Genomic DNA, 12,998 nt, shown 5'->3' with positions numbered 1-12,998 from the left:
TTTTAAGCTTCAACTACATTTTTAAAAACTACTTTCTCCACTATGTAAACTGTTATTAAATTACTGAAAAATCCTGGTAATAACTCATACATATAACTATCTAATCCTAAAACTTTCCACATTAAAAATACAAACATTCCAACTAAAATTCCTGATAAAACACTTTTACTATTTACATTTTTAAAATAAAGTACTGATATTATTGCTGGTCCAAATATTGTCCCAAAACCTCCCCAGGCATAAGCTACCAATGATAGTACTTTAGCATTTTGATTTAATGCAAATACTAAGGCTAGTAAAGCTATTACAACAACACACAATCTTCCAACCCACATAATCTCTTTATCAGAAACATCTTTTTTCATATATTTATAAAAATCTTCTGTTAAAGTAGTTGATGAAACTAATAATTGCGAATCTATCGTTGACATTATTGCTGATAATATTGCAGCTAATAAAATTCCTGCTACCCAAGGATTAAACAACTCTTTTATCATATAGATAAATATTTTTTCTGCATCTCCTCCTAACTCTGCAACATTTTTAAAAAGTGGTATTCCTAAAAGTCCAATTGCTATTGCTCCAATTAAAGAGATAATTACCCATATCATAGCTATTCTTCTAGATTTTTTTAATTCTTTTACATCACTTATACTCATAAATCTAACTAAAATATGAGGTTGTCCAAAATATCCTAGACCCCAAGCTAAAGAAGATAATATTCCTAATATTCCTATACTTTCTCCATTTTGTTTAAATATATCTAATGAAATACCTTTTAATTCAATTCCTTGTCTAACTGTCTCAATATCTCCAATTTTATAATATGCTGCTAATGGAACAGCTATTATAGCTAAAAACATCAACCCACCTTGAAAAAAATCTGTCCAACAAGAAGCTAAATACCCTCCCATAAACGTATACACAACTATTGTTACTGCACCTATTACTACGGCAACTTTATAATCTATTCCAAGTATTGATTCAAATAATTTTCCTGCTGCAACCAAACCAGATGATGAATAAATTGTAAAGAAAAATAGTGTTCCTAAAGCTAGAACCTTTCTTATTGTTCCTTTATCATCTTTTAATTTCTTTTCTAAAAATGTTGGTAAAGTTAAGGTGTCTTCTATTTCAGTTTCAACTCTAAGTTTTGGTGCTATAAATTTCCAATTTAAATATGTTCCCGCTGTTAAACCTATTACAACCCAAATTTGTCCAAATCCTGAAAGATATACTGCTCCTGGTAATCCCATTAATAACCATCCACTCATATCACTAGCTTGTGCTGATAGCGCAGTTACCCAACTCCCTACTCCTCTTCCACCTATTAAATAGTCCTCAGAACTGGAGGTTTTTCCATAAAAATAAACTCCTACTCCTATTAAAAATAATAAATATGCTCCAAATGTAATAAACGTTTCTACTCCTATCATTTTATACTCCTCCCAAATTTTTAATAAAAATAAAAGAGGGTCACTCAAGTACAGTTTTGTACCTAAGTGACCCTCAACAAAAGAATCCTATTAAAAAATAATCTTTTATTAAAAGTTATTTCCCCTTAGATACAGATCCAAAATCGTAACACAAAATGGATCTGTATCTAAACATAAACTAATGCTTAAAACACAAATCCCTATCTAGGGGGGATGGGTTGTCTATTTACATTATTTGAAATAACTTGATCTTTTCTCATTAGAACTCTCCTTTAATTTTTTATTTTCATTATAGTAACATATGAAAATAATTTTGTCAAATTTTATTTCCAAGTTAATATTCCCTCTTGAGAATTAAAAACTTTTGTGAATCCCTCTTCTAATAAAATTAAAGCTGCTGTTTTAGAACGAACTCCACTTCTACAAAAAGTTATATATGTCTTATTCTTATCCAGTTCAACAACTCTTTCTTCTAATTCATGAAGTGGAATATTTAAACTATCTTTTACCGATACTTCCCAGTATTCATCTTCTGTTCGTACATCTAAAAGTACCGTATTCTTCTGTACTAGTAATTCTTTTACTTCAATTTGATTTAATGTTTGATATTTCTTCATAACTTTTCCTTAATTAAATAGAGGTTTAATCTCTTCTATCCAAGCTTTAATTCTATCCGGTGTTTCATTATCTTGATTACTTTCATCTAAAGCAAGACCAATAAATTTATCGTCTACAACTGATTCAGTTTCTTCATAGCTATATCCTTCTGTTGAAGTAAATCCTATTACCTTAGCACCTTTAGCTATAACTGCATCATATAATTTTCTCATTGCTCCAACGTACGACTCACCAAATGCAAATTGATTTCCTACACCTACTATTCCTACTACTTTATTAGTAAAATCTAAATCCTTTAATTTGTCATATACATTTTCCCAATCTTTTTGTAACTCTCCAACTCCATACGTTGGTGAAACTAAAATTAGATTTTCAATATTCTCCATCTCATTAATTCCATTTGCTACATCAAAAACTTCGTATTCCTCTCCTCTTAAGTAAAACTCTATTTCATCAACTATTCCAGCTGTTATTCCTGATGTTGTTCCATAAAAAATCCCTATTTTTTTCATAATTAATTTCCTCCTAAATTTTTCAGACCAGTTATATCTTTTATAACCTCACTTGCAATTATAAGACCTGCTACAGATGGTACAAAAGATATACTTCCTACGTTATTTTGCTTCTCTCTATTATTCTCTAGATTCTTCGGTTTCATTGGTAGTTCTTTTGAAAATAATACCTTTACCTTTTGAATTCTTCTCTTTTTTAACTCTACTCTCATAACTTTTGCTAATGGGCAAACAGATGTTTTTGATATATCTGCAACCTCTAGCATTGTTGGATTTATTTTATTTCCTGTTCCCATTGAGGATATAATTGGAATTTTTAATTCCTTTGCTATAGTTATTAAATCTAATTTTGCTGTAACTATATCTATCGCATCAACAATATAAGTATATTTTTTATTTTCTGAAAAGAATATTTCTCTTTTATCTTTAAAAAATTTTTCTTTATAGGCATTTATCTTTATATTTGGATTTATTGATAAAGCTCTTTCTTTTATAATCTCAACCTTATCTCTACCAACAGTATCTTGAGTAGCAATTATTTGTCTATTAAGATTTGTTATATCAACTGTGTCAAAATCAACAACTGTTAACTCACCAACACCAGCTCTAACTAAAGCTTCTACTACAAATCCACCTACTCCTCCCACTCCAAATACAAGTACATGGGAACTGTTTAGCTTATCTAAGTTTTCTGTACCTATCAACAACTCTGTTCTTTGAAAAATCATTCATTTACCAACCTTTTTATATTCTTTACTAATTACATAAAGATTATATACTAAACAACTATAAAATACAAGTTTTTCTTTATAAACTCTTGACATTTTTTCTAAATTTATGATATATATTTTATTAGCCACTTTATATGTGGAGTGCTATTTTTAAGGAGGATACAATGAAAAAAGAAACAAAAGTATTTCAAGCTGAAACTAAAGAACTTTTAAACCTTATGGTACACTCTATTTACACTCATAAGGAAATTTTTTTAAGGGAACTTATCTCAAATGCTAGTGATGCCACTGATAAATTAAAATTCAAGGCTCTTACAGATACTCATATCTTAGATTCTTCTGAAGAACTTTGTATAACTATTACTCCTAACGAAGAATTAAGAACTCTAACTATTACTGATCATGGAATAGGTATGACTTTTGAAGAAGTTGTAGAAAATATCGGTACTATTGCTAAATCTGGATCAAAAGCATTTTTATCTTCACTAGAAGAAGCTAAGAAAAATAATGATTTAAATATAATCGGGCAATTTGGAGTTGGTTTTTACTCTGCATTTATGGTTGCTGATAAGATCATTTTAGAAACTAAATCACCATATTCTGATAAGGGAGTTAGATGGACATCTACAGGTGAAGGAAGTTATGAAATTGAAGAGATTGATAAAACAGAAAGAGGAACTTCAATTACTTTATATTTAAAAGACAATGATGAAGATAAAGAATTTTTAAATGAATATAAAATCAAAGGCCTTATAAAAAAATATTCTGATTATGTTAAATATCCAATAATGCTAAAAGATGAAAGAATTAATTCAACTAAACCTATTTGGAAAACACCTAAAGATGAATTAAAAGATGAAGATTATAATGAATTTTATAAATCTACTTATCACGATTGGCAAGATCCTCTTTTCCATTTTAACTTTAATGTTCAAGGAAATTTAGAGTATAATGCTATTTTGTTTATACCACAAGTTCCTCCATATGATCTTTATACAAGAGAATACAAGAGAGGACTTCAGCTATACACTAAAAATGTTTTTATAATGGACAAATGTGAAGAACTAATTCCTCAATATTTTAATTTTATAAAAGGATTAGTTGATACAGATGATTTATCTCTTAACATATCAAGAGAAATCTTACAAAAAACTCAGCAATTAAAGGCTATATCTAAAAATTTAGAGAAAAAAATTATAAGCGAATTTGAAAAATTAATGACTAATGATAGAGATAAATATATAAAATTCTGGGAAGTTTTTGGAAGACATATTAAATTTGGTGTTCATGAAAACTTTGGATTAAATAAAGATAAATTAGAAAATCTTCTTCTTTTCAAAAGTTCTAAAGATTTAGAGTACACATCTCTTAAAGAGTATGTAGAAAGAATGAAAGAGGACCAAAAGGATATTTATTATGCAGTTGGAGAAAACCTAGATATTCTTCAAAAAATGCCTAAAGTTTTAAATGTTATCAATAAAGGTTTTGAAGTTTTATATCTTACAGAGGGTGCTGATGAGTTTGCTTTAAAAACTATGAATACTTTTAAAGAAAAAACATTTAAATCAGTTACTGAGGTAACTTTTGAAACCGAAGAAGAAAAAGAAGAGATTAAAAAACTTTCTGAAATAAATAAATCTCTTCTTGATAAAATAAAAGAAACATTAAAAGAAAAAGTTGTTGAAATCAAATTAAACCCTGAACTTGGAGATAGTTCTGTTTCTTTATCATCTAAAGGTGAAGTTTCTTTAGAAATGGAAAAACTTTTATCTCAAATTCCAGGTAATGAAGGTGTTAAAGCTGAAAAGGTTCTAGAAATAAATCCAAATCATCCACTATTCAACAAACTACAAAATGCTTCAGAAGCTGAACTAAAAGATTTATCAGATATTCTTTACAATCAAGGATTATTGATAGAAGGATTTACTCTTGAAAATCCGCTAGATTTTGTTACAAAATTAAATAATATCCTAAGTAAGTAAATAAGGAAGGGTTAATCCCTTCCTTATTTTATATACTTTTTATTATTCCCATTTTATAACAAAATAATAACTTTTTTAGTTCTTTAACTTGACTCTCCAAATCTTTTCCTATATCTGTATCTCTTACTTTTAATCTTTCTTTTTTACTATCTACAATCTCTGTTGTAGATTGAAAGTCTAAACATTTTTCTACAGAATCTCCAATATTTTCAAATTGTTTATGACAAACTAATCTCTTTCCATGAGAATTAAATATTAAAGTATATCCTGCTATTCCTGTTGTAGATTGATAAGCTTTTGAAAATCCGCCATCTATTAGTATTAATTTCCCTTGAGCTCTTATTGGTGTTTCACCTTTTCTTACCTTTACTGGAACATGACCATTTATTATATGAGAATATTCATCTAATATTCCAAACTCTTTTAATATTCTATTAGCAACCTCTTTATTTTCAGAAAATTCATAATAATAATCATAATTCTCCTTATGACTCTCTTTATCTGAAAAAAAATATCTTTCAAAAGTTCTCATTTTATCTTTTCCAAAAAGTGGTGAATCTTTCCCACACCAAAGATACCATATAAAATCTTTACCTTGAATATTATTTTCATCATAATATCCCTCTCTACAAAGCTGATCACATCTTTCAAACAATCTTTTTCCTGAATATTTTTTTCCAAAAATATCCACCTCTCTAAACCCACCTTTTTCATCTAATGGCATACACCCATGAAATAATAAATTTGAGTTCTTTTTTAAATATACACTTCCTTTTTCCAATAAAAACTTTATGTGCTCTTGAAGTTTTTCACTATTTTTAAAACTTCTCATCAATCCTTCTACTACTTCTTTTTCTCTTTCATTTAAATTATAAAGATTATCTCTATCTAATGTTAAATATGAGTTATCCAAATTATGAAGTAGAAGTCTATCCTCCATATTAAATGTTGGATTTCTTTTTATTACTTCTCCCTCTAACTTAAATTGAATAATTGATATAGCTTTATGCATTTTAGAAAGTAACTCTTCATCACTACTTTTATCTTTTGTTTTTGGTTTAAACTCACTACATAAATCATCACCATAAAATTCCATAGCTAATGTTGCCAAAGGTAATAAATTTATTCCATATCCATCTTCTAATATCTCTTTATTAGAGTATCTTAAGCATATTCGAATAGCATTTGCTATACAAGCTCCATGCCCACAAGCTGCACCTACCCACAGTATATCATGATTTCCCCATTGAATATCCACGTTATGGTATTTCATAAGTTTATCCATTATTTTATGTGGATATGGTCCTCTATCATAAATATCCCCCACTATGTGTAATGTATCTACAACTAGTCTTTGAATAAGCATACTTACATTTATTATAAACTCTTTGCCTCTTCCAATATCTATTATCGTATTTATAATACCTTCTATGTAGTCCTTTTTATTTTGCTCTTCAGCTCGTTCATATAAGAGCTCTTGAATGATATAGGAAAATTCTTTTGTCATAGCCTTTCCTACTTTTGATCTTGTATACTTAGAGGAAACTACTTTTAAAACTTCTAATATTCTTGGTATAGTTCTTTTATACCACTCTTCCATATCTATACCTAAAGATTGAATAAGCTCTATTTTTTCTTTAGGATAGTATATTACTGTTGCCAATTGATTTTTTTCCTTTTCTAGTAAATTTATAAATATATTTTCTATTTTTTCTTTAATTACACCTGAACAGTTTTTTAAAACATGATTAAAAGCTTCATATTCCCCATGTATATCACTTATAAAATGTTCAGTTCCCTTTGGTAAAGATAAAATTGCTTCTAAATTTATTATTTCTGTGGCTGTTTCACCAATTGTTGGAAAATTTTTAGCTAAAAGTTTCAAGTATTTTAATTCTTCCTCTTTTATATTCATATCAACTCATCCTTTTTAGTATGGCACTTTGTGCTGCTGCAACTATTGCAATTGGAACTCTAAATGGTGAACAACTAACATAATTAAATCCTAAGTCATTGAAATACTCAATACTCTTAGGATCTCCCCCATGTTCTCCACAAACTCCTATTTTTATATTTGGTTTTACGCTTTGACCTAACTCTTTAGCTAAAACTATTAATTTACCAACTCCACGTGTATCTATTGATTGGAACGGATCTCTTTTCATTATATTTTTAGCTTTGTAATGATCTATAAACTTTATAGAGTCATCTCTTGATATTCCATATGTTGTTTGAGTTAAATCATTCGTTCCAAATGAGAAAAATGCGCTCTCTTCAGCAATTTCATTAGCTATTAAACAAGCTCTTGGTAGTTCCATCATAGTACCTAATTTATAATCTATCTTCTCATTTTTTTCATTAAAAACTTTTTCAATCTCTTTTAAAATTCCCTCTTTTATATATTTAAACTCACTAATACCTCCAATAAAAGGTATCATTATCTCTATTTCACAACTCCCGCCCTCTCCTTTACACTCAATAGCTGACTCTATTATAGCTCTTGCTTGCATCTCATATATCTCAGGGAAAGTAATTGCCAATCTACATCCTCTATGTCCTAACATTGGATTTTCTTCTTTTAACTCTTTTATTCTACTTTCAATCTCTTTTGGACATTTTTCTAATAACACCGCTAGTTTCTGTATATCTTTCTCTGTTTTAGGTAAAAACTCGTGAAATGGTGGATCTAAAAGTCTTACATTCATAGGTAGGCCACCTAATTTATGTAACATCTTTTTAAAATCTATTTTTTGAAGTTCTAAAAGTTTTTCTAAAGCTTTGTCTCTATCCTCTTTTGTATTAGCAATTATCATCTCTCTAACACTCCAGATTTTTTCATCTTCAAAAAACATATGTTCTGTTCTACAAAGTCCTATCCCTTCAGCCCCAAAACCTTTTCCAACTATTACATCTGTTGGAGTATCTGCATTCATTCTAACTTCTAAAGTCTTAATCTCTTTACACCATTCTAAAAACTCTTTTAACTCTTCACTAAGCTCTCCCATTTTTAGTTTTATGGCACCTTTATAAATATCTCCATTATATCCATTTATAGAGATAACCTCTCCCTCTTGAACTCTCTCTCCATTTATAGTAAAGAACTCTTCACTAGAATCTATTTTTATCTCCTCACATCCTGTTACACAACATTTTCCCATCCCTCTAGCTACTACAGCTCCGTGAGATGTTGCTCCACCTTTAACAGTTACAATTCCTTTAGCTAAACTCATGCCTTTGATATCTTCTGGGGAAGTTTCCACCCTCACTAAAATTACAGATTCTCCTTCTTTTATTTTGTCTGTGGAAAGAACTACTTTTCCCACAGCTACTCCCGCTGAACCTGGTAATCCTTTCCCTAGAAACTTTTTTCCAACTATATCAGCCTCCTCAAACGTCCCGTTGAAAACTTGAGGTAATAATTCTGTATCGACCATTAATATAGCTTTTTCTTTAGTTATTATATTTTCATTTACCATATCTACAGCTATTTTTATAGATGCATTTGGACTTCTTTTTCCATTTCTTGTTTGAAGTATAAATAATTTTCCATCTTCTATAGTAAATTCAATATCTTGCATATCTCCGTAGTGTTTCTCTAATGATTTTGCAATACTTAAAAATTCTTCATAAATATTTGGAAGTTGATTTTTCATTGTTTCAATAGAGTATGGTGTTCTTATTCCTGCTACAATATCTTCCCCTTGAGCTTCTAATAAATACTCTCCAAACAGTTCATTTTCTCCTGTTGATGGATTTCTTGTAAAAGCTACTCCTGTTCCTGATAACGCATTAAAATTACCAAATACCATTTCTTGAACTACAACAGCTGTCCCCATACTTTCATCTATATTGTTTAGTTGTCTATATATTTTTGCTCTTTCATTATTCCAAGATTTAAAGATAGATTCAATTGCCATTAAAATTTGTTCCTCTGGATTCTCTGGGAAAAACTCACCTGTTTCAATCCAGTATAATCCTTTAAAAGCTTCAATTATTTCCTCATAAGTTTTCTCTTTAGAATATTCTTTAATTTTTACAAACTTTTCTCTTGAAACTCCTTTTACAATTTCTGCGAACATCTCTATAAATCTCAAATATATTTCATATACAAACTTTTCATTTTTAGTTTTCTCAATTAATTTTTGAACTGTATTATCATTTAATCCTAAATTAAGAATAGTATCCATCATTCCTGGCATAGATACCGGTGCACCTGATCTCACTGAAACTAGTAAAGGATTTTCTCCCTCAAATTCCTTACCTGTTTCTATTTCTAACTTTTTTATTCCCTCTTTTATATCTTTTATCATATCTAGTGATAAACAATTCTCATTCTTAAAATAATTTTTACAAGCTACTGTTGTTGCTATTAACCCATTTGGAATAGGCAGTCCTATCTTTTTCATTTCTACTAGGTTGGCTCCCTTTCCACCTAATATCATTTTTTCTAAACCATACCCTTCATTAAATAAGTAAATATTTTTCATTTTCTCTCTCCTGAACTTTCTAATTTATTTTAATTAAAACTATTCACTTTTTTCCTTATTCTTATTTTCTAATATATCAAGTAGTAATTTACTCACATTTGTTTTAGTAAATCTCCCAACTACTTTATATATCTCCTTTCCATTCTTCTCTGTTATTCTAACAACAGGTACTGAGTCTATCTGATGTTCAATTATTTTTTTCACACAGTCCTCTATTGTCTCATCCTCTGTAGAAAATACTATGTTAGGCATTCTTGTCATTATAAGATTTATTGGTATTTGCTCGATATCTCTTTTCCCAATAGCGATTCTAAGCAAATCTTTTCTTGAAACAATACCCGAAAGATTCCCATCCTTTGTTATAAATATTGTTCCTATATCTTTTTCAAACATAAGAAGTACTGTTTTGTAAACTGAATAGCTTTCATCTATAGTTATTGGCATTCCCATTATATGTTTTACTAGTGTTTTATTATTTGATTCTACAAAAGCTTCATTGTAGGTATATCCTACTTTTTGCTTTGATTTTATTATTGACATTTTCTTTAAAATTGAAAAATCTGTTCTCAGAGCTGATCTAGTAATATATATCATCTTAGCTATTTCATCTCCTGTTATAGGCCCATTTTTTTTAATTATCTCTACAATCTCTCTTTGTCTTTCCGTTAACTGCATATTAACTCCTTTTTTTAAGTGCGCACTTTATTTTAAAAAATTACTTTGTTTTATTAGAACAATAGTACCACCTATATATAAAAATTGCAACATTTATTAAAAAGTGCACATTTATTTTTAAAGTATACATTTACAACCAATATTTATTCCTTCTTTCTAATGGCTTTTTTTTATCTTTTTAGGTATAATATTTTTGGTGATTAACTATGTTAAAAGAAAAAATAAAAAAAGAGTTAGAAAATTTTAAAGATGAAAATCGTTTTAGAAAATTAACTACATTGAATCAAGATTTTTTAAATCTTTCATCTAATGATTACATGGGATTTGGCAATAATACACTTTTAATTGAAGAGTTTTATAAAAAATATCCAAATCTAGGACTTTCTTCTTGTTCTTCTAGATTAATTAGCGGATCATATCCTTTAGTTATGAAATTAGAAGAGCTAGCTGAAAGTATATATAAAAAGCCTGTCCTATTTTTTAATAGCGGCTTCGATTGTAACTGTTGTGTTATAGAAACATTTTGTGATGAAAAAACTTTGGTCATAAGTGATAAGTTAAATCACGCAAGTATTCACGATGGCATCTTACACAGTAAAGCAACTTTATTAAGATATAGACATCTTGATCTTAGCCATCTAAAAATACTTTTAAAAAAAAATAAAGATAAATTTGAAAATATTTTTGTTATTTCAGAAACTATCTATAGCATGGATGGAGATTGTGTCCACTTAGAAGAGCTTATTAACTTAAAAAAAGAGTTCAATTTTTTATTAGTTATTGATGAAGCTCACTCTTTTGGTGTTTACTCTTACGGAATGGCTCATAATAAAAATTTAATTGAATATATTGATTTTCTTACAATTCCTCTTGGAAAAGGTGGAGGGTCAACTGGGTCATATCTAATCTGTAATCAACTCTACAAAGATTATATCATCAATAAAGGAAGAAAATTTATTTATACTACAGCTCTTCCTCCTATTAATATAGCTTGGAATCTATTTATTTTAGAAAAAATGGAATTATTTAAAGATAAACGTCAATATCTTATTGAATTACAAGAATTAGCTCACTCTCTAGTAAAAAAATATAATATGAACACTTTATCTACAACACACATTATATCTATAATTATTGGAGATAACGAAAGATTGGATAAGATTACTAACTATTTAAAAGAAAAGAAATATTTTGTTTATGGAGTAAAAGAACCTACAGTTCCTAAGGGAACATCTAGAATTAGAATCGGCTTATCTCCTAGTTTATCAAAAGATAATATAATTGATTTTTTTCAGGAGTTAAATTATGCACTTAATACTTTTTTTTAACGGATGGGGAATGGATAGTAACATTGTAGAAAATCTTATTTGTGATGACTTCTTTGAAGTTCATTGTCTTAATTATCCCTATATTGTTAATAATCTCGATTTCTCCAAATATAAAAAAATTTATGTTATTGGTTGGTCCTTTGGTGTTTACTATGCTTCTAAATTTTTATTAGAAAATAATGAGTTAAACTGTTCATCTATAGCCATAAACGGTGTTCCATATATTATTGGTAAATATGGGATATCTTCAAAAATGTTTAGATTTACTCTAGAAACTCTTTCATTAGATAATTTAAAAAAATTCTATACTAATATGGAACTTCCTTTAGAGTATTTTTATAAAACTCCAAATTTAAACAAATTAAAAACAGAGTTAGAAAACATTCTTTATAGTTCTCCTAATACTCATTATACTTTTGATAAAGTTTTTCTTGGAGAATATGATCGAATCATTCCTTACTCAAAACAATTAAAGTTTTATGAAAAAGAGGCTAGTACTATCATTACCCTTCAATGTAGCCACTATCCTTTTAATGTTATAAAAAGTTGGAGGGATATCATTGGTAAAGAAAATGAATTTTGATAAGCAATTTAAAAATTATGACCAAAATGCAGTTACTCAAAAAAAAGTAGCTAAAAAACTTTTAACATTTATTGATAAATCCAAAAAATATGATACTATTTTAGAGTTAGGATGTGGTACAGGAATTTTTACTAAAACTCTCTGTGAAAATTTAAATTTCACTCATTTGGATTTAAATGATATTTTTAATACTCAAGATTTTTTTTCAAATATATCATACAGAGATTTTTTTGTTGAAAATATGGAAACACTAACAATAAAAAATTATTCTTTAATTGTTTCTAGTTCAGCTTTTCAATGGGTTGAAAACTTAGAAAATCTCATTTATAAAACTTCTAAAAATACTTCACATTTAGTTTTCTCTATATATTCAAAGGGAAATTTAGTTGAAATTTTTAATCATTTTGGAGTATCTTTAGATTATAAAAGTACCAAAGAGATTTATCAAATTTTAAAAAAATACTATACTTTTGTTGAATTTCAAGAGGATGAGTTTACTCTAGAGTTTTCTACTCCTCTAAAAGCTTTAAAACATTTAAAAGAGACTGGAGTAACTGGCTTTTCAAGCTCTAACTATTCTTTAACAAAAAGTTTTAAATCTACAGTATTAACATATAAAGTAAGTTATTTTTCTTGTAAAAATTAA

Annotated in this window: 11 protein-coding genes; 4 read left to right on the top strand and 7 right to left on the bottom strand. The window is 28.2% G+C overall.

Annotated features, from left to right (window positions below; genetic code table 11):
* Positions 1-2: 2 nt before the first annotated feature.
* The 4 genes from putP to MKD34_RS02305 all read right to left on the bottom strand — a co-directional run bounded on the left by putP (position 3) and on the right by MKD34_RS02305 (position 3,294).
* Entirely contained in the window at positions 3-1,436 is a 1,434-nt protein-coding gene (gene putP / locus MKD34_RS02320; protein ID WP_240219554.1) for a sodium/proline symporter PutP, read from the bottom strand.
* Between the two features lie 323 nt (positions 1,437-1,759).
* On the bottom strand, positions 1,760-2,053 hold the full coding sequence (locus MKD34_RS02315) for a rhodanese-like domain-containing protein (protein ID WP_240219553.1): 294 nt from the start codon (positions 2,051-2,053) through the stop codon (positions 1,760-1,762).
* A 9-nt stretch (positions 2,054-2,062) separates the two neighbouring features.
* Complete coding sequence (locus MKD34_RS02310; RefSeq protein ID WP_240219552.1) at positions 2,063-2,566, bottom strand: flavodoxin; 504 nt, start codon at positions 2,564-2,566, stop codon at positions 2,063-2,065.
* A 2-nt stretch (positions 2,567-2,568) separates the two neighbouring features.
* Entirely contained in the window at positions 2,569-3,294 is a 726-nt protein-coding gene (locus MKD34_RS02305; protein ID WP_240219551.1) for a tRNA threonylcarbamoyladenosine dehydratase, read from the bottom strand.
* Positions 3,295-3,461: 167 nt separating this feature from the next.
* Between MKD34_RS02305 and htpG the strand changes: the two genes are divergently transcribed.
* Positions 3,462-5,279 carry a molecular chaperone HtpG gene (gene htpG, locus MKD34_RS02300; RefSeq protein WP_240219550.1) on the top strand — a complete coding sequence of 606 codons (1,818 nt, stop codon included), beginning with the start codon at positions 3,462-3,464 and terminating at the stop codon, positions 5,277-5,279.
* A gap of 28 nt (positions 5,280-5,307) precedes the next feature.
* Here htpG and MKD34_RS02295 read toward each other — a convergent pair whose 3' ends face one another.
* Genes MKD34_RS02295 through MKD34_RS02285 form a run of 3 tightly spaced genes read right to left on the bottom strand, consistent with a single transcriptional unit; the run spans position 5,308 to position 10,441 of the window.
* Positions 5,308-7,194 carry a fructose-1,6-bisphosphatase gene (locus MKD34_RS02295; RefSeq protein ID WP_240219549.1) on the bottom strand — a complete coding sequence of 629 codons (1,887 nt, stop codon included), beginning with the start codon at positions 7,192-7,194 and terminating at the stop codon, positions 5,308-5,310.
* 1 nt (position 7,195) lies between these two features.
* Positions 7,196-9,766, bottom strand: a complete 2,571-nt coding sequence (gene ppdK, locus MKD34_RS02290) for a pyruvate, phosphate dikinase (RefSeq protein ID WP_240219548.1) — start codon at positions 9,764-9,766, stop codon at positions 7,196-7,198.
* Positions 9,767-9,805: 39 nt separating this feature from the next.
* Positions 9,806-10,441: a helix-turn-helix transcriptional regulator gene (locus MKD34_RS02285; protein WP_240219547.1), complete on the bottom strand. Its 636-nt coding sequence runs from the start codon at positions 10,439-10,441 to the stop codon at positions 9,806-9,808.
* A gap of 206 nt (positions 10,442-10,647) precedes the next feature.
* On the opposite strand from MKD34_RS02285, the gene MKD34_RS02280 reads away from it, so the two are divergent.
* Genes MKD34_RS02280 through MKD34_RS02270 form a run of 3 tightly spaced genes read left to right on the top strand, consistent with a single transcriptional unit; the run spans position 10,648 to position 12,998 of the window.
* On the top strand, positions 10,648-11,769 hold the full coding sequence (locus MKD34_RS02280) for an aminotransferase class I/II-fold pyridoxal phosphate-dependent enzyme (RefSeq protein ID WP_240219546.1): 1,122 nt from the start codon (positions 10,648-10,650) through the stop codon (positions 11,767-11,769).
* Positions 11,747-12,352: a pimeloyl-ACP methyl esterase BioG family protein gene (locus tag MKD34_RS02275; protein WP_240219545.1), complete on the top strand. Its 606-nt coding sequence runs from the start codon at positions 11,747-11,749 to the stop codon at positions 12,350-12,352. The genes MKD34_RS02280 and MKD34_RS02275 overlap by 23 nt, the downstream gene beginning before the upstream one ends.
* The gene (locus MKD34_RS02270) at positions 12,330-12,998 is read left to right on the top strand and encodes a methyltransferase domain-containing protein (protein WP_240219544.1); all 669 of its coding nucleotides are present in this window, start codon (positions 12,330-12,332) and stop codon (positions 12,996-12,998) included. The genes MKD34_RS02275 and MKD34_RS02270 overlap by 23 nt, the downstream gene beginning before the upstream one ends.

This window comes from Cetobacterium somerae (assembly GCF_022430525.1).
In the GTDB taxonomy this organism is placed as follows: domain Bacteria; phylum Fusobacteriota; class Fusobacteriia; order Fusobacteriales; family Fusobacteriaceae; genus Cetobacterium_A.
Note: the sequence above shows the minus strand (reverse complement) of the source record. Positions and strands in the feature narration are given on the sequence as shown.

What these genes read in the sequence shown, in the direction of transcription:
- putP (WP_240219554.1), bottom strand. Translation starts at nt 1,436, where the DNA reads ATGATAGGAGTAGAAACGTTTATTACATTTGGAGCATATTTATTATTT.
- MKD34_RS02315 (WP_240219553.1), bottom strand. Translation starts at nt 2,053, where the DNA reads ATGAAGAAATATCAAACATTAAATCAAATTGAAGTAAAAGAATTACTA.
- MKD34_RS02310 (WP_240219552.1), bottom strand. Translation starts at nt 2,566, where the DNA reads ATGAAAAAAATAGGGATTTTTTATGGAACAACATCAGGAATAACAGCT.
- MKD34_RS02305 (WP_240219551.1), bottom strand. Translation starts at nt 3,294, where the DNA reads ATGATTTTTCAAAGAACAGAGTTGTTGATAGGTACAGAAAACTTAGAT.
- htpG (WP_240219550.1), top strand. Translation starts at nt 3,462, where the DNA reads ATGAAAAAAGAAACAAAAGTATTTCAAGCTGAAACTAAAGAACTTTTA.
- MKD34_RS02295 (WP_240219549.1), bottom strand. Translation starts at nt 7,194, where the DNA reads ATGAATATAAAAGAGGAAGAATTAAAATACTTGAAACTTTTAGCTAAA.
- ppdK (WP_240219548.1), bottom strand. Translation starts at nt 9,766, where the DNA reads ATGAAAAATATTTACTTATTTAATGAAGGGTATGGTTTAGAAAAAATG.
- MKD34_RS02285 (WP_240219547.1), bottom strand. Translation starts at nt 10,441, where the DNA reads ATGCAGTTAACGGAAAGACAAAGAGAGATTGTAGAGATAATTAAAAAA.
- MKD34_RS02280 (WP_240219546.1), top strand. Translation starts at nt 10,648, where the DNA reads ATGTTAAAAGAAAAAATAAAAAAAGAGTTAGAAAATTTTAAAGATGAA.
- MKD34_RS02275 (WP_240219545.1), top strand. Translation starts at nt 11,747, where the DNA reads ATGCACTTAATACTTTTTTTTAACGGATGGGGAATGGATAGTAACATT.